This is a genomic window from Streptomyces sp. JNUCC 63, assembly GCF_054366325.1.
The window spans coordinates 7,911,119-7,926,178 of record NZ_CM135963.1; the positions used below are offsets into that span (position 1 = coordinate 7,911,119).

Here is a 15,060-nt window from a genome sequence, read left to right on the forward strand (position 1 = left end):
GCCGGTCCGCTGCAGAGGGTGAGCTCAGCCAGGCAGCAACCGCCCTGAACTACTGCGAGACACTCGCTCCGCATCTGTAGCTGCTGCTCGCTGCACCCAGCGACTGCACGGCGCTGCTTCTGTTGCTGCCCGTGTTCCTGGCCCTGCTGCTCGGCTGCTGCACCGTGGGTCGGACGAGCAGCGCAGCATTCGCACGACCCTTGCCGCACACGGGTGCTGCTCGTGCAACGGGCCGGGGCCGGCGCCTCTTGCTGCAGGCTGCTTCCCCCTCCCGGAGAACGATGTACGCGCTGCCCGCAGCACGGAACCGTGCAGCGTCATTCGTTCTGCGTCTCCAGAACGAACCGGTGACACCGGCGATGCCGTCGCCACGCCATTCAACGCGCCGACGTGGGAAAGCGCCCCGTAGGGGCCGGGTTTCCCCTGGAGGGGAACGGTGTATCGCCTCCGATACGACAACGGCGCTGCACTCGTGAGGAGTGCAGCGCCGTGCACTGTGCTCCGCCGGGCGGGCGGCCGGGTCAGGAGACATGGAGGTGCCGGACGGTCGCCGGGGGCGCGTCGGCCTCATCCTCGGGCTCGGGGGCCGACGGAAGACCAGTCGCCTTCGTGCCGAGGCAGTAGAACTCGGAGCCGACGGCGGTATAGGCGAGCTGGAGCCGGCCGCTCTCGGCGAGCCGGCAGATGCTGCGGGAGGCGCTGGTGGTGCTCAGGCCGACCATCCGGCCGATGTCCGTGGCGGTGCTGCGGGCCGGCCCGCCGATCGGGACGGCCGTGGCGTAGTACATGAGGACCTTGAGGTCGGCGCCCTGCTTGAGCTGAGACCGCAGAAGAAGGTCGTTGAGCTCGGCGGCCTCCATGAAGCGCGGCTCGAGCGACTCGGCGAACTGCGAGGTCACGACGCCTACCTGCCCAACCCGCTCGGCAGTCGGGACGAGCCGGGCCCGCTGTGGGTGACCGAGCCGACCCTGCGCCTGCTGCTGCGTCTGGCGGGCCCGACGCACGGGCTGTGCGACCCCCCGGAGATCCACGAGTCCTGGACGTCGGGGGCCACGGAGAACCTGCTGGAGAAGTTCCGTATCGCGCTGAAGGACGCCCGGGACCGGGCGATCGCCGAGGACGACGGGGTGACGCTGGAGTACGTCAAGGCCATGTACGCGAAGTTCGTCTCCACGATGGGGGAGTCGAACTGCAACCGGGAGCTGTACCGCACCGACTGGATGCACCTCATCCGCTCCCAGGCCTTCGTGAACCTGTGGCGGAAGGCGCACCGGGCGTACGACGAGGGCCTGATGGTCGTCCGCGCGATGGGCACCGACGAGCCGCACGTGATCGGCGACTGGCGTGCGGTGTTCCCCGAGGGACGCGGCGTCACCGAGGTGAAGGTCAAGGACGTCTACACCGTCGGGAGCGACACCCCGACCGATCGAGGGTGGCGTGCACACTTTCCGAGCAGGGGCTCGAGGACATCGATCCGCCGCGCCAACCGGGCGGGCCGGTCCGCCGGGCGGTCGAGGGTCCGCGGCGGCGCCGACCGCCACGGCAGTGCAGGAAGCTGTGTACCTCAGGACGGCCCGGACGCTGGTCAGCCCGGTTGACTGCTGTCCTTGTACGCGCCCCAGCCGTGCCAGCGCTCGATCTCGATCCAGGCGCTGACCCGCGTCCGGTCTCGTTGGGTGTAGGGCTTGCCGAGGTACTGCCGGCTGAGCCGGTCGATATCAGCGAAGTCTGGGTCGTTTCGGATCTCGGCGACCCGGCCGATGAGGCTGATGTGGTTGTACCAGTTGGCTTCGTCCAACACGGTGAGGGTGACCCGTGGATCGTTGCGCAGATGCTCCAGGCGCTTGCGGCCCTCGTCCATGTTGACCAGGACGCGGCCGTCGTCCTCCCACAGGTACCAGGTGGCGGTGGAGACGGGCTGGCCATCCGGCAGGAGCGTGGTGATGACCGACGGATTGGCCTTTTTGATCATGATGATCGCATCAGGGGTAAGCGGGGGCTTCGACATCGTGCTTCTCCTCGACAGCCGTACTGGTGGGGCCCATCTGCTGTGATCTCCTACACGCTGTCACATTTCACGCCGAGACGAGCTGTCGCACGAGGCTCGCCGACAAGACGGTGCCCGGGTGGGCGAACGACGTCCTCCCACCCGGGCGCCGCCGGGCCCCGGCCCGGTCGCTATTTGCCTACGTACCGACCGGGACAGGACACGGCCACCGACGCTCGTGCGGAATAATCGTGGGCACGGCCCCCACGCCCAGCGTCTCCGAGGTCCGCCGCGACAGGTTCGCCCGGCGGCTCCCCGCCACGCTCGCGGAGCTCGCCGGCCCCGCCCACGGCACCGTCGGCCTGCCGCTGCACCTCGCCTGGTCGGGCCTGACCCGGTTAGACCTCGACCAGCCCCGCCTGCGGATGAGCTGCTACCGCATCATCCTCGCCGAAGGACAGCACGACGACCTCACCCGCTACCTGAACCGCGACCTGCTCATCAGCATGTGGCCCGTCCTGCGCACCCTCATCAGCCGTGACATCCGCGACGTCTGGGAGAGCGCCTTCACCGAGCCGGCCCCCGGCGCCCGGGCCGCTGCGTGAACCTCACCGAACTGCACCGCCGGCTCCTCGCCGACGTCCTCGCCGCCGGCAGCGCCTATCCGCTCGCTCTCACCGGCGGCTACGCCGTCCAACTTCGTCGTCCTGATGGGGTCCAGCCCATGTACGCCCCTCGAGCTCGATGACCGCCACTCTGCATGGCCATCAGGGATCTCCGACGGCAGCACATCCCGCCTGGAACTCCTGACGGGATGACTGTGATCCGGCTACCCGACCGCCATGGCCCAAACGTAGGAGTCGCGGCGCACCCGAACGCTGATTTCGAACGCTTGCGCTAATTCTGGGTGTAGTGCATACCTGAAGAGGTACAGGTCGGACAGGTGGTGCGTGAGCGACGGGAGGTGCGGGTGGTGGATTTACTCATCTGCATGCCGCTTCGGGGTTCTCGGCTCGCTACGGCGCCTCCCACCCCACGGACCTGGTGGCCCGGGCGGCGGAGCGGGGCATGAGTGCGCTGGCGCTCACCGACCGGGACGGCGTCACCGGGATGATCCGCTTCGTGAAGGCCTGCGCCGCCCACGGTGTGCGGCCGGTCCTGGGTGTCGACCTCGCCGTCGCCGCCCACACCCCCGCCGCCCCCGCCCGGCGGCGTCGCACGCCCGTGAAGGGTGGCGCCCACGTGGTCGAGCCGCGCCTGCGCATCACCCTGCTCGCCCGGACGAAGGAGGGCTGGGCGCGGCTGTGCCGGCTGGTGTCGGCCGCGCACGCCGCGGCCGCGGGCGGCCCTGCGGTGCTGCCCCTGCCCGCGCTCGCGGAACACGCGGGGCCCGGCCTGGTCGTGCTGCTGGGCCCGATGTCCGAGCCGGTGCGCGCCCTGGCCGCCGGCCGGCCGGACGTCGCCGAGCAGCTGCTCGCCCCGTGGCGTGCGTTGTTCGGCGCAGGCCTGCGCCTGGAGTGCGTGTACTACGGACTCGCGGGCACCGGGCCGGGGTCGCTGCGGCTGGCCGCGCGCACGCTGCAGCTGGCCGACCACACGGGCGTGACGGCGGTGGTGAGCAACGCGGTCCGGTATGCCGACCCCGGCCAGTACCGGCTCGCGGACGTGCTGGACGCGGCCCGGCTGCTGCGGCCGATCCCCTTCCGCCGCCCGGCCGGGCTGGACCCGGGCGAGCGGTGGCTGAAGGACCCGCAGGCGATGGCCGAGGCCGCCGCGCGGATCGCGCGCGCCGCCGGCGCGGGTCGGCGGCGCGCGGCCCGGCTCCTGGCCCAGACGGCGGCGACCGCCGCGTCCTGCACGCTCGATCCGGTGGCCGATCTCGGGCTGGGGCGGCCGCATTTGCCCGAGCCGGAGATGGTCGGGGCCGGCCGCGGGCCGGGCCAGGCGGACCGGCTGCTGCGCGAGCGGTGCGAGGCCGGGCTGATCCGACGCGGCCTGGACCACGACCGGGCCGCACGAGAGCGAATGGAGGAGGAGCTCGCGGTCATCGCCCGGCTCGGCTACGCCGCCTACTTCCTCACCGTCGCCACCGTCGTCGCCGACGTGCGGGAGATGGGCATCCGGGTCGCCGCGCGCGGCTCCGGTGCGGGCAGCATGGTCAACCACCTGCTGCACATCGCCACGGCCAACCCCCTCGACCACCACCTGCTCATGGAGCGCTTCCTGAGCGTTCGGCGCCGGTCGCTGCCGGACATCGACATCGATGTGGAGTCCGCCCGCCGTCTGGAGGTCTACGACAAGATCTTCGACCGGTTCGGCGCCGAGCGAGTCGCGGCGTGCGGCATGCCGGAGACCTACCGTGCCCGGCACGCCCTCAGAGACACCGGGCTCGCCCTGGGGATCGCGCCGCATGAGGTGAACCGGGTGGCGAAGTCCTTTCCGCACATCCGCGCGCGCGACATCCGGGCCGCGCTCGCCGAGCTGCCCGAGCTGAAGCAACTGGCCGCCGAGGCCGGCCGGTTCGGGATGTTATTCGAACTCGCTGAGGGCCTGGACGCGCTGCCCCGCGGCATGGCCATGCACCCGTGCGGCGTCATCCTGTCCAACGCCTCCCTGCGAGACCGGCTGCCCGTCCAGCCCACGCCGGGCGGCCGGTACCCGATGGTGCACGCGGACAAGGACGATGTGGAGCTCGACGGGTTCGGCCTGGTCAAGCTCGACGTCCTCGGGGTGCGCATGCAGTCGGCGATGGCGCACGCCGTCACCGAGATCGCGCGGGCGACCGGACGCCGCATCGACCTGGACGATCCCCAGCAGGTGCCGCTGGACGACTACTTCGCCTTCAAACTCATCCAGGACGCTCGCACCATCGGCCTGTTCCAACTCGAGTCATCCGGACAGCAGGATCTTTTGTCCCGGCTGCAGCCGCGCGACGTTCAGGACGTCATCGCCGACATCAGCCTCTTCAGGCCCGGACCGGTGGCAGGCGGCATGCCCGAGCAGTACATCGCCGCCCGGCACGGCGCCAAACCCGCCTACCTCCACCCGGACCTCAAGCCGATCCTCCGGGACACCTACGGCGTGGTCATCTGGCACGAACAGATCATCGACATGGTCAGCGTGCTCACCGGCTGCGACCGGGCGCTGGCCGAACTCGCCCGCCGCGCCCTCGGCGACACTGAGCGCCTGCCGGGGCTGCGGGCCTGGTTCCACACCCAGGCGGCCGCCCGCGGCTACGACCCCACCATGCTCACCCAGGTGTGGCAGACCATCGAGTCCTTCGGCGCCTACGGTTTTTGCAGAGCGCACGCGGTCGCCTTCGCCGTCCCCGCCCTGCAGTCGGCGTGGCTCAAGGCCCACTTCCCGGCCGCCCTGTACGCCGGCCTGCTGGAGCACGACCCCGGCATGTGGCCCAAGCGGATCATCGTCGCCGACGCCCGCCGCCACGGCGTGCCCGTCCTCGGCGTCGACATCAACCACTCCCGCCCCCACCACAGCATCGAACAGACCGCCGACGGCACCTGGGGCGTGCGCCTGGCCCTGAGCGCCGTGAAGAACATCAGCCAAGCGGACGTGGCCCGGATCGCCGACCACCAGCCCTACACCTGCCTGCAGGATCTGTGGCACCGCGCCCGCCCCGCCCGCCCGACCGCCGAACGCCTCGTGCGGATCGGCGCCCTCGACCCCCTCGCCGGCACACAGACCCGCCGCGACCTGCTGCTGCAGATCACCGAGCTGCACCGGCACGCCCGCACCCGCACCACCACCGGCCAGCTGCCCCTCGACCACGGCCAGGAAAGCGCGCCCGCCCCCTCCGGGCTGCCGGAGATGACCAGCCGCCAAGCCCTCGCAGCCGAGCTGGAACACCTCCAGATCGACGTCACCCGGCACCTGATGGACCACCACCATCAGCTGCTGCGCGAACTGGGCGCCGTCCCCGCCGGCCGCCTCGCCCAGCTGCACCCGGGTCGGCAGGTCCTCGTCGCCGGCATCCGCGCCTCCACCCAGACCCCGCCCATCGCCTCGGGCCGGCGCATCATCTTCGTCACCCTCGAGGACGGCACCGGCATGATCGACCTGGCGTTCTTCGAAGACAGCCACGACGCCTGCGCCCACACCATCTTCCACTGCGGGCTGCTCCTGGTCCGCGGCCACATCCAGCGCCGCGGCCGCCGCACCACCCTCACCGGGCAGCGGGTGTGGGACCTCGACGAACTCGCCGCCGCCCGCCGCGACCACGGCCCCGAAGCCGCCACCCGCCTCCTGGGCGACGACCTCCCGCCGGCCACGCACCCGGCCCGCCCGCGGCGCACGCTGCCGACGGAGACCGGTGCCGTCCTGCACCCGTGGGCCGACCTGCAGGTAGCCGGCACCCGCTTTGCCGACCTGACCAAGTTCGGCCACACCAGCCCTGCAAGCGCCGGACAAGCACCATGACCCCGGCCCAGCCCTCCGTACGGCACATCGTGCACGTCCACTACCACGGCCTCACCCCGGCAGATCCGCGCTACCCGCAGGTGCTGGACCTGCTCGCCACCATCAGCGCCCGCGTCCAGGCCTACCCGCCCGACACGGCGATCGCCGACGTCACCGGCGCCGAGCGGTACTTCGAGCGCGACCTGGAAGGCCTGGCCCAGATGATCCGGCTCCGCACCCTGGCCTGGACCGGCGTGCACACCACGATCGGCGCCGGCCCCAGTCTCATGCTGGCCGCCATGGCGGCCGCCGTCACCGCGCCCGGCGGCATCACCGTCATCCCCGACAACGACGAGGCGATCGTCGCCTTCCTCCACCCGCGCCCGGTCGCCGCGCTGCCCGGCGTCGGCCCGGCCACCGCCCGCACCCTGACTCACCACGGTCTGGAGACCGTCGGCGACGTCGCCCGTACCCCGCTCGCCATCCTCCAGCGCCTGCTCGGCGTGGCCGCCGGCCGCCAGCTCCACGAGCGCGCCCACGCCCACGACCCGAGGACCGTCGTCCCGCACGCCCTGCCCAAGACCACCACCGTCCACCACGGCTTCGACCACGACGAACTCGACCCGGACGAACACCACCGCGCCCTGCTCGCCCTCACCCACCGGCTCGGCGCCCGCCTGCGCGACGACCAGGTCGTAGCCCGCACGCTCACGCTCACCGTGCGCTACGCCGACCGCGCCACCACCAGCCGCACCCGCACGCTGCCCGAAGCCACCGCGCACACCCTCGCCCTGACCCGCACGGCCACCGGGCTCTACGAGGCCCTCGGCCTGCAGCGCGCCCGGGTACGCGCGCTGTCCCTGACCGCCGAGCTCACCGACGCGACGGCCGCCGTTCACCAGCTCACCTTTGATCCGGGCGGTACCAAGGCCCGCCGCATCGAGGCCGCTGCGGACCGAGCCCGCCGGCGCTTCGGCGCGGATGCAGTGCTGCCCGCCGCCCTGTCCGGGCGTCGCGTCCGGCGATGAGGGAGAGGGCGACGACGGCAGCAACGAGGCAGTTGGTTGCGGCAGGCGCTAGGCGCCTGCCGCACGTTCTGTCCCCACCTGGCTGACGCCTCTGCGACAGTACGAGCACAAGGGATTGCCGCCGTGGCCGAACCGATGAGTCTTCCGCTGGCACTTCGCGCGCGGCCCGACCTCGTCACCACGGCAGGTCAGAACCGAGGGATCGGCCTCCGTGGGCGGCGGTACGGGAGTCGCCATCGCAAAGTCCTGTTCTGGGCGAAAAGCGACACTCGCCTTGAACGAGGAACAGAACACGCACTTGGGCGAGGTGCCTGCTCGATGCGCCGGCGCTCACCCGGCCGGACCCACCGAACGGGCCCAGGGAGACGCTGAAGGCCGGCGTCGTAGTGCCTTGCGCTTGACAGGACTGGCAGGGCTCGGGCGGCCCCGCACCCTGTGCCGGAGCCGCCCCAACCGCCTCCGGCCGTTTGCGATCGCCTTCACGACCACGCTTTGGCTGATCAGCCCCGTGAAGCCAATGGGCACTGGCTAGCGGCCGCGTGGTTGACCTGCTGCTGAGGGAGGAAGAGCCCGCGGTGTGCGGCTCATGAGTCCGCGTCTTCCTGCTTGATCTTGATCCAGTCGCGGGAACGGCGTCCGGGCAAGTAGGGGCTGGTGAGCCGTTTGGCGACTATGCCGTCGAAGCCTTCCCTGACCGATTCCTCAAGTGCCTGGGAGGCGAGCGCGGGCCAGGCGGCGGGTACGGCGATACCGGGTCCGGCCAGATTGAGATCGTCCAGCAGGTCCCGGCGCGAGGTATAGGGCAGCTGCACCGTGGGCTCGCCCAGATAGAGGATGTCGAAGATCATCAGGTGGACGGGCAGGTCCTTGATCGCGTGGGCGACCGCGTCCGGATGGTGCAGGCTCATCCGCTGCTGCAGCCGCTCCACTGATGGACGGCCCTCGCTGTCCAGGACGATGATCTCAGCGTCGAGCACTGCCTCCAAAGCGGGCAGCGCAGAAGCCAGCGACTGGAATTCCGGGTACTGGGCGGTGACGTCCAGCCCCGTCGCGGAGAGCAGGCGAACGGTGCCGTCGCCGGGCAGATGGGCAAGGATCCGGGCGCCATTCCACAGTGTCTCGTACGCGTACTCAGCTTCGGTCTCCGGTGTGGGTCGCGGGCCGATCACTGCGAGCATCGGCGACAGAAGAGGCCGTACGCCCCGCGAGGCCGACGACGGGTGCACACTCATGGTTGTTTCCACCTGACTCCCGTGACGCGTTATCGACCGCCCTGCTCAGCGACGGAGAAGCTGCTCGCGTGCCATGGCGTCCGTCAACTGCCTGCGCGCCACATACAGCGCCGTATCCATCCGGCGGGTGCCTGTGACCACACACAATGTGTACGTCACATCCTCAAGCCGACGCGCGGTCTCCGCGTTGCCGCCGGACGCCAAGCGCCATCTGAGCGGCTCGCACCGCTCGACCAGCTCTCGCAGGAGCGCAGGATCCGCCCTCAGCACGCCGGCCGCCTCCGTCCTCGCCCGTCCGTATCATCCTCCCTCACCCATACGGTCGCAGCCGTTGACGCAAGCCGCACCTGGAAAGTGCGCCCCCTGGACCCGGCCGACCATAAAGCCGTCCGTCCCCAGCCAGCCGCCTGAAGCCCGCTTCCCGGCGGAAGCACTGGGCTACGACGGCCAGACGACTGCACCGTCACGTACCACCCAGCGGCTCGGGCTGGCAATCTTCATAGGGGCGGATCCATCCCAGGTCGACGCTGCCGTCGAGGCGTCGATGACGATCGCCGGCCTTGATCGCGAGCCGGCTGAGGAGTTCGCCGGCACGCTCGAAACCGTCGGGGTGGATCTCCTGCCGACTGGTCAAAGCCCAGGCGCCACGACTGGTGTCCTGCCGGCGCAGCAGGACCGAGGCCAACGCGCCCTCCACCTTGAACGCCGCGCCGTCGCCGCCCAGAAGAGGCTCAGGACGGTCCTCGATCACGGGCTCCCCGTGCTCATCCTCCACCACGACCGGAAACTCGGTGACGATGCGCAGAGTCTGCGGCTTGGGCCCCATGCCGAGGTGCCGTCGCAGCTCTGCGAGTTCCTCCTCCGGCAACTCGTCACGCAGGTCCAACGCGAGGATGAGTTCGAACATGTCAGCCATAGCCGCACACGCTGGCCCGGCGCACTGTCAGTGGAGGCTGACACGATAGCGGACATGACGATCAAGGACGTGCCCTGTCACCCAGTCACCCAACAGCGCATCGAACACGCACTACAGGACATGCCGTCGCGTGCCCTTCGCCGCTGCCACTCCGTGTACTTGGGGCGACCTACCGCCGCGCCCAAGGCCGCAGAGAAATGGGCAAGGAGCTCCACGACCACATCGCCGCGTGCACCGTGACGGACCCTGCGCTGCGCATGCCCGAGGCGCGCTCCGCCCTGCTCACTGCGGCGGAATGCGCTCTGGGGATGCTGAGCCTCGGCTGTTTCCCGACGGCGACTTCGAGGTTCCCCTGCCCCTCATCGGTGAGAGGCTCAGCGGCGAAGACCGGGGCCTGGGAGCCGCCCCACCCGGCGACCACGGCATGCACCTGGGTCCGCGCGTTCGCGATGTCCGTGATCAGCGGCGTCATATGGGAACGGAGCCGGGTGATCGACCCGCTGCCGCACGAGGACTACCTTGTTGACCAGGACGATCAGGCCGGCTTGGCCCGTCTGCGGCTCCTTGACACCGACGGCGAGGTCACCGACTCGGTAGGTGCGGTTGGCGTGGCTCGCCCAGGCCGCCGCGGCCCTTGCGCTGGGCACCAGGACCACGACGTCAACTGGCGCGGCCCCGGCGACGCTATCGCCGCCGGCTCGGCTTCTTCGTCATCACCTTCGACGCCGTGGTCGTCAACATCGCGCTGCCTTCGATCCGGCACGACCTCGGCGGCGGCATCACCGGCCTGCAGTGGGTGGTGGACGGCTACACCCTGATGTTCGCCGCGCTGCTGCTGTCGGCTGGCTCGCTGTCCGACCGCGTCGGCGCGCGCCGCGCGTTCGGCACCGGTCTGGCGGTGTTCGCTTCGGCCTCGGCGTCCTGCGGCCTGGCCCCGAACCTTGGCGCGCTGGTCGCCGCCCGCCTCGTACAGGGCTCGGCGGCGGCGGTGATGATGCCGGCCTCCATGGCACTGATCGGCCACGCCTACCCCGACTCCCGCCGACGGGCGCGCGCGGTGGCGATCTGGGCGATGGGCGGCGCGGTGGCGTCCTCCTCCGGGCCGGTGCTCGGAGGGCTGCTGACCCTGCTGTCCTGGCGGTGGATCTTCTTCATCAACGTCCCGGTCGGTGCGGCGGCGCTGCTCCTGCTCGCCCGCACTCCCCGCTCGCCCCACCGGCGTGTCCCGTTCGACTGGGCGGGCCAGGTCACTGCGGTGCTGGCCATGGGCGGGCTGACCTACGGGGCGATCGAAGCCGGCGCCGCGGGATTCGGCGCCACCCCGGTGATCGCCGCCTTCGGGGTGGCCGCCGTGGCGCTCGCCTCCTTCCTGGCCGCCCAGGCCCGCGGCAGCCATCCGATGATGCCGCTGGACCTGTTCCGCTCCCGCACCGTGACCGTCGCCGTCGCCGTCGGGTTCGCGTTCATCGTCGGCTACTACGGGCTGCCGTTCGTGATCAGCCTGTACCTGCAGCAGCAGCGGGGCCTGTCCGCTCTGGCCACCGGGACTGCGTTCTTGCCCATGATGCTGATCGGTGCCGCCCTGACCCCCTTCAGCGCACGCCTTGCGGAGAGGATCGGCGCCCGTGCGCTCGTCAGCACGGGCCTGGCCCTGATGACCGCCGGGCTGGTGTTCCTCGCCCTCGCATCCGCCTCCGCACCGGTGTGGGCGGTCGCTGCGCTCATGGTCCTGGTCGGGCTGGCCGGGCCGCTGGTGATGCCGCCGGTCACCGCTGTCCTGCTGGGCGCCGTTCCCTCCCACCGGGCCGGGGTGACCAGCGGCGTGTTCAACACCAGCCGGCAGGTCGGCGGCGTCCTGGCCGTCGCCGTCTTCGGCGCCCTGCTCGCCCAGCCGGGCGGTTTCCTGATCGGCATGCGCACCAGCCTGCTCATCGCCGCAGCGGTGGCCCTCACGGCCACGGCGGTTAGTACATCCCTGGCACCCGCTCCGCGCCCCTGACCGAACCTGGAACCCCACGAGAGGAGACCGCCGATGATCCCCTGGACCGGCGACGAACTGGAGAGGATCGCCGCCGCAGACGAACTGCGGATCGCGCCGCTGCGCCTCGACGGCACCCCGCGCCGGCCAGTACCGATCTGGGTCGTCCGCGACGGCGACAACCTGTATGTCCGTTCCTACCGAGGCACCGACGGTGCCTGGTACCAGGCTGCCCGAGCCAGCCACCAAGCCCGCATCACTGCCGGCGGTATCGAGAAGGAGGTCGCCCTGGCCGAGGAGAGTGATCCCGGCATCAACGACCGGATCGATGCGGCCTACCGCACCAAGTACGACCGCTACGGCGGCACCTATGTCACTCCCATGGTCGCCGCACCGGCCCGAGCCACCACCTTCAAGCTCCTACCACAATGAGCGAGGGCCGGCGCCTCGACCTGGCTCAGTCCTCGTGGCCGTTGTTCTCGTGGGTGATCGAGAACCGGCTGCACTTCGTGCGCGACACCGCCTTCCGCGAAGACGCCTCCAAGATCCGCACCGGGCACGGCCCGGAGAACATGGCCACCCTGCGTAGCTTCGCTATCAACCAGCTCCGCACCGCAGGACACACCAACATCGCTCGCGGCTTGCGCGAGATGGCTCTCCGCCCCTTCGAGCACCCCCTGGCCCTCCTGGGAATCGGCTGACCAGCACCGACGCATGAACATCAGACTTTGCAATCCCCCTGGGGTTGTCCCGTAAATGATCCCTCAGAGGCCATCAAGGCCCGTCCGTTCAGACGTTCTCCGACGACGTTCGGGGGCGTGGGCCTCGGCTCACGTAGACGGCGGTTCCGGCGACGGCGAGCACTGCTGCGACCACGGCCGCGGGCCGGCTTCCGGGCGCCTGCGCCTGCCAGGTCAGCGCCTCCCCCGCGGTGCCCGTGCCCGAGAACACCGCCGCGTCGAGCGTCCACCCGAGAGGCACGAACCACGACCGGGCGGCACCGACCGTGGCTGCACCCAGGGCGGTCAGGCCCAGTAGGCCGGCCGTGTCGCGGATGACAGATCCGAACGGCCCGAATCGTGTGCCGGTGAGCAGCGTGGCCAGCAGGAGCAGGAGTACGCATCCCAGGGCCGTGGCCAGGTGGGACATCCGCAGCCACGCCCACGGCCTCGCCGCCGTGCGGTCCAGGGTGTCGTCGGGGCCGCCGAGCGTGGCGGTGACGACGGCCACGAGGAGAAGCACCGTCAGGACGAGTACGGCGCTGCTCACCTCGCCCTTGTCGCTGAAGACCGCCGCCAGCAGCCACGCGATGGCCATGCCCGCGACCGCCGCACCGAGCGCCGCCGGCACCCGACGCGAGCGGGCGTAGAGCATCAGTCCTCTCATCGCGCGCTCCGGGTCAGGAGGTCGGTGGTGTCCTGGCACTTCTGGGCGGCCTGGTAGACGGCGGTCACCCGGGCGTCGGCCTCGGCTCGCGGCAGTGCCTTCAGACCCTTCCAGAGCTTGTCGGCCTCCGGGTCCTCGAATTCGAGGCCATCGAGACCGACGGTCGGCTCCCGGTCGAGCAGCCAGTGGGCCGCAGCGGTGGCTACCTGGAAGTTCCGGGTGTCTCCGCAGCTGAGAGGGCCGGTGAACACTTCGGTGAGCATCGCCGGTTCGAGCCGGCCCGGGTGGGCGAGGCGACCGTGCTTGTCGACCGCGATCGTCATCAGCGCGGTGTCGGCCCGCGACCTCGGTGAGGTGGGAGGAAAGAACGTGGTGGTGTCCTCGTGTGCCGCGACGACCGGTGTTTTCGACAGGAGTTCCAACGCGTGCCGGGCCTTGGGTGTCACCTCGGGCAGCAACCCTTCGTGCGCCCGGCTGACGCAGACCCGCGGAGTGTCGTCGGTGCACACCAGTTCCTGGGCGACCGGGTCGAGCGTTCCTTGGTCGTAGGCATCGCCGGTCGGCACGACCAGGACCGTGGCCGTAGCCCCGATTGCCAGCGGCAACAGTGCGGTGAACGCGAACTTACGGTTTTGGACGGCGAAGAGCACGACACCGGCCATCGCGACCGCGACCATCCAGAGTGCCTGGGCGGCGCTGACCCCGCCGCTGACGGTGTCGTAGTCGCTGAACATGCTCATCCCCATGGCCGGGGAGAACGCCGCCGTGACTCCACCGTCCGGAAGGGCGTGGGGCGCGAAGATCAGCAGCGCGAAGCCGATTACGGCCAGCGCGGGTGCGGTGGCGAGCGCCGGCACCAGGCGTCCGACGGCCAGCCCGAGCCAGACCGAGGCGATCATCGCGACCAGCCCGACGGCCACGACGACAAACGCGGCTGACGGAAGGTAACGCGCCGTGTCGGCGATCCGTGGTGCCGCCGCGAGGAGCGTGACCAGGTACGCGACGAGCACCGCCAGCCCGGTCGTGACCAGAATCGGCACGATGTGCTGCGGTCGCGGGCGGGGCACGCTGGTGAACAGCTCGGCGACGTTCGCCCGGTGCCCGCGGTAGGACTGCCAGGCGCCGGCGGCCATCGCAAGGGGCGAGAGAACCGCGAGGTATTCGCGCTGCGTCCTGGCCAACGCCATCCACCCGGTGGACCATCGCCCCGCAGTGGCGTGGAGCACGATCGTGCCGGCGACGGCGATCAGGAGCGCGGCGCCGAGAGCGGCAGACCGCCGGAGCTCGATGCCGAGGATGCGGTTCATGCGTTGCTCCGGTGCTGACGCAGGAGTGCGGAGTAGCCGCGCTCCGCCGGGCTGTCGCCCGCGTCGCCCTGCCCGCCGCGGGCGATCAGGTCGTCGGGGGTGCTCTGGAAGAGGAGTCGGCCTTCGTGCATGAGGATGACGTCGGTGCAGGCGGCGACGACGTCCTCGACGAGGTGGGTGGAGACCAGCACACAGCTGTCGGCGCCGAGGTCACGCAGCAGGTCGCGGAAGTCGAGACGCTGTTCGGGGTCGAGTCCGACGGTGGGCTCGTCGAGCAGCAGCAGCTCGGGGTCGTTCACGATGGCCTGCGCGATGCCGGCCCGGCGCAGCATGCCGCCGGACAGCGCCTTCATCTTGGTGTCGGCCTTGGCGGTGAGACCCACTCGATCGATCGCGCGTTGCACGGCGTCGGGTACCGCGGTTTTGGGCATTTCCTTGAGCCAGGCCATGTACTCGACGAACTCGCGGACGGTGAACCGCGGGTAGAAGCCGAACTGCTGCGGCAGATATCCCAGTCCGCGACGTACCTCGCGCAGGTCGGCGCGGCCGTCGACCTGCGCGCCGAGCAGCGTCAACGAGCCGCCGGCGGGCTTGATGACGGTGGACAGCGCGCGCATCAGCGTGGTCTTGCCGGCGCCGTTCGGTCCGAGCACACCATGCACGCCGGCCTTCAGGGTCAGGTCGAGGCCGTCGACGGCCAGGTGGCGGCCGGCCCGGACACGCAATTCTTCAGCGTGGACGGGAAAGGGATGAAGGGTGGGGGTCGTTTCGGCAGCACTCACCGCTCGCATGGGGCTCTCCTGTTGATGA

The 15,060-nt window shown here is 70.8% G+C and carries 15 protein-coding genes and 1 pseudogene; 8 read left to right on the forward strand and 8 right to left on the reverse strand.

Features of this window, described 5'->3' with window-relative positions; all coding sequences use genetic code 11:
• Positions 1 to 521: 521 nt before the first annotated feature.
• The gene (locus tag ACX25U_RS36735) at positions 522 to 899 is read right to left on the reverse strand and encodes a hypothetical protein (protein WP_454394845.1); all 378 of its coding nucleotides are present in this window, start codon (positions 897 to 899) and stop codon (positions 522 to 524) included.
• Between ACX25U_RS36735 and ACX25U_RS36740 the strand changes: the two are divergent.
• Positions 897 to 1,433: pseudogene (locus tag ACX25U_RS36740) on the forward strand (transcriptional regulator); the annotation flags it as partial. The gene ACX25U_RS36735 and the pseudogene ACX25U_RS36740 overlap by 3 nt on opposite strands.
• A 152-nt stretch (positions 1,434 to 1,585) precedes the next feature.
• On the opposite strand, the gene ACX25U_RS36745 reads toward ACX25U_RS36740, so the two are convergent.
• A complete protein-coding gene (locus ACX25U_RS36745; RefSeq protein WP_454386464.1) occupies positions 1,586 to 2,008 on the reverse strand; it encodes a PPOX class F420-dependent oxidoreductase in 423 nt (140 codons plus the stop codon).
• Positions 2,009 to 2,235: 227 nt separating this feature from the next.
• Here ACX25U_RS36745 and ACX25U_RS36750 point away from each other — a divergent pair, with 227 nt between their 5' ends.
• From ACX25U_RS36750 to ACX25U_RS36765, 4 genes are all read left to right on the forward strand, one after another.
• Positions 2,236 to 2,592 (forward strand): transcriptional regulator, encoded by a 357-nt coding sequence (locus tag ACX25U_RS36750; protein WP_454394670.1) that lies wholly within the window; start codon positions 2,236 to 2,238, stop codon positions 2,590 to 2,592.
• Positions 2,589 to 2,735, forward strand: a complete 147-nt coding sequence (locus tag ACX25U_RS36755) for a hypothetical protein (RefSeq protein WP_454394847.1) — start codon at positions 2,589 to 2,591, stop codon at positions 2,733 to 2,735. Before ACX25U_RS36750 ends, ACX25U_RS36755 begins: the two co-directional genes overlap by 4 nt.
• Positions 2,736 to 2,974: 239 nt before the next feature.
• A complete protein-coding gene (locus ACX25U_RS36760; RefSeq protein WP_454394672.1) occupies positions 2,975 to 6,424 on the forward strand; it encodes a DNA polymerase III subunit alpha in 3,450 nt (1,149 codons plus the stop codon).
• Positions 6,421 to 7,431 carry a DNA polymerase Y family protein gene (locus tag ACX25U_RS36765; protein WP_454386466.1) on the forward strand — a complete coding sequence of 337 codons (1,011 nt, stop codon included), beginning with the start codon at positions 6,421 to 6,423 and terminating at the stop codon, positions 7,429 to 7,431. Before ACX25U_RS36760 ends, ACX25U_RS36765 begins: the two co-directional genes overlap by 4 nt.
• Before the next feature lie 584 nt (positions 7,432 to 8,015).
• Here ACX25U_RS36765 and ACX25U_RS36770 read toward each other — a convergent pair.
• The 3 genes from ACX25U_RS36770 to ACX25U_RS36780 form a co-directional block, all read right to left on the reverse strand.
• On the reverse strand, positions 8,016 to 8,663 hold the full coding sequence (locus ACX25U_RS36770) for an ATP-dependent DNA ligase (protein WP_454386467.1): 648 nt from the start codon (positions 8,661 to 8,663) through the stop codon (positions 8,016 to 8,018).
• A gap of 45 nt (positions 8,664 to 8,708) precedes the next feature.
• Positions 8,709 to 8,933 carry a DUF5133 domain-containing protein gene (locus ACX25U_RS36775; RefSeq protein WP_454386469.1) on the reverse strand — a complete coding sequence of 75 codons (225 nt, stop codon included), beginning with the start codon at positions 8,931 to 8,933 and terminating at the stop codon, positions 8,709 to 8,711.
• Between the two features lie 193 nt (positions 8,934 to 9,126).
• Positions 9,127 to 9,570 (reverse strand): hypothetical protein, encoded by a 444-nt coding sequence (locus ACX25U_RS36780; RefSeq protein WP_454386471.1) that lies wholly within the window; start codon positions 9,568 to 9,570, stop codon positions 9,127 to 9,129.
• Positions 9,571 to 10,213: 643 nt separating this feature from the next.
• Between ACX25U_RS36780 and ACX25U_RS36785 the strand changes: the two genes are divergently transcribed.
• Genes ACX25U_RS36785 through ACX25U_RS36795 form a run of 3 tightly spaced genes read left to right on the forward strand, consistent with a single transcriptional unit; the run spans position 10,214 to position 12,258 of the window.
• Positions 10,214 to 11,578 (forward strand): MFS transporter, encoded by a 1,365-nt coding sequence (locus ACX25U_RS36785; RefSeq protein ID WP_454386473.1) that lies wholly within the window; start codon positions 10,214 to 10,216, stop codon positions 11,576 to 11,578.
• A 33-nt stretch (positions 11,579 to 11,611) separates the two neighbouring features.
• On the forward strand, positions 11,612 to 11,989 hold the full coding sequence (locus ACX25U_RS36790; protein WP_454386475.1) for a DUF2255 family protein: 378 nt from the start codon (positions 11,612 to 11,614) through the stop codon (positions 11,987 to 11,989).
• The gene (locus tag ACX25U_RS36795; RefSeq protein WP_454386477.1) at positions 11,986 to 12,258 is read left to right on the forward strand and encodes a hypothetical protein; all 273 of its coding nucleotides are present in this window, start codon (positions 11,986 to 11,988) and stop codon (positions 12,256 to 12,258) included. Before ACX25U_RS36790 ends, ACX25U_RS36795 begins: the two co-directional genes overlap by 4 nt.
• 88 nt (positions 12,259 to 12,346) lie before the next feature.
• On the opposite strand, the gene ACX25U_RS36800 is transcribed toward ACX25U_RS36795, so the two are convergent.
• The 3 genes from ACX25U_RS36800 to ACX25U_RS36810 are packed head-to-tail and all read right to left on the reverse strand — an operon-like array spanning position 12,347 to position 15,041.
• Complete coding sequence (locus ACX25U_RS36800) at positions 12,347 to 12,943, reverse strand: hypothetical protein (protein ID WP_454386479.1); 597 nt, start codon at positions 12,941 to 12,943, stop codon at positions 12,347 to 12,349.
• Positions 12,940 to 14,250, reverse strand: coding sequence for a hypothetical protein (locus ACX25U_RS36805; protein ID WP_454386481.1), 1,311 nt, complete (start codon positions 14,248 to 14,250; stop codon positions 12,940 to 12,942). Before ACX25U_RS36805 ends, ACX25U_RS36800 begins: the two co-directional genes overlap by 4 nt.
• Positions 14,247 to 15,041 carry an ABC transporter ATP-binding protein gene (locus tag ACX25U_RS36810; RefSeq protein WP_454386483.1) on the reverse strand — a complete coding sequence of 265 codons (795 nt, stop codon included), beginning with the start codon at positions 15,039 to 15,041 and terminating at the stop codon, positions 14,247 to 14,249. Before ACX25U_RS36810 ends, ACX25U_RS36805 begins: the two co-directional genes overlap by 4 nt.
• Positions 15,042 to 15,060 lie beyond the last annotated feature (19 nt).

Excerpts from the sequence above, each read along its gene's own strand:
- ACX25U_RS36745 (WP_454386464.1), bottom strand. The coding sequence starts at position 2,008 with ATGTCGAAGCCCCCGCTTACCCCTGATGCGATCATCATGATCAAAAAG.
- ACX25U_RS36765 (WP_454386466.1), top strand. The coding sequence starts at position 6,421 with ATGACCCCGGCCCAGCCCTCCGTACGGCACATCGTGCACGTCCACTAC.
- ACX25U_RS36770 (WP_454386467.1), bottom strand. The coding sequence starts at position 8,663 with ATGAGTGTGCACCCGTCGTCGGCCTCGCGGGGCGTACGGCCTCTTCTG.
- ACX25U_RS36780 (WP_454386471.1), bottom strand. The coding sequence starts at position 9,570 with ATGTTCGAACTCATCCTCGCGTTGGACCTGCGTGACGAGTTGCCGGAG.
- ACX25U_RS36790 (WP_454386475.1), top strand. The coding sequence starts at position 11,612 with ATGATCCCCTGGACCGGCGACGAACTGGAGAGGATCGCCGCCGCAGAC.
- ACX25U_RS36795 (WP_454386477.1), top strand. The coding sequence starts at position 11,986 with ATGAGCGAGGGCCGGCGCCTCGACCTGGCTCAGTCCTCGTGGCCGTTG.
- ACX25U_RS36800 (WP_454386479.1), bottom strand. The coding sequence starts at position 12,943 with ATGAGAGGACTGATGCTCTACGCCCGCTCGCGTCGGGTGCCGGCGGCG.
- ACX25U_RS36805 (WP_454386481.1), bottom strand. The coding sequence starts at position 14,250 with ATGAACCGCATCCTCGGCATCGAGCTCCGGCGGTCTGCCGCTCTCGGC.
- ACX25U_RS36810 (WP_454386483.1), bottom strand. The coding sequence starts at position 15,041 with ATGCGAGCGGTGAGTGCTGCCGAAACGACCCCCACCCTTCATCCCTTT.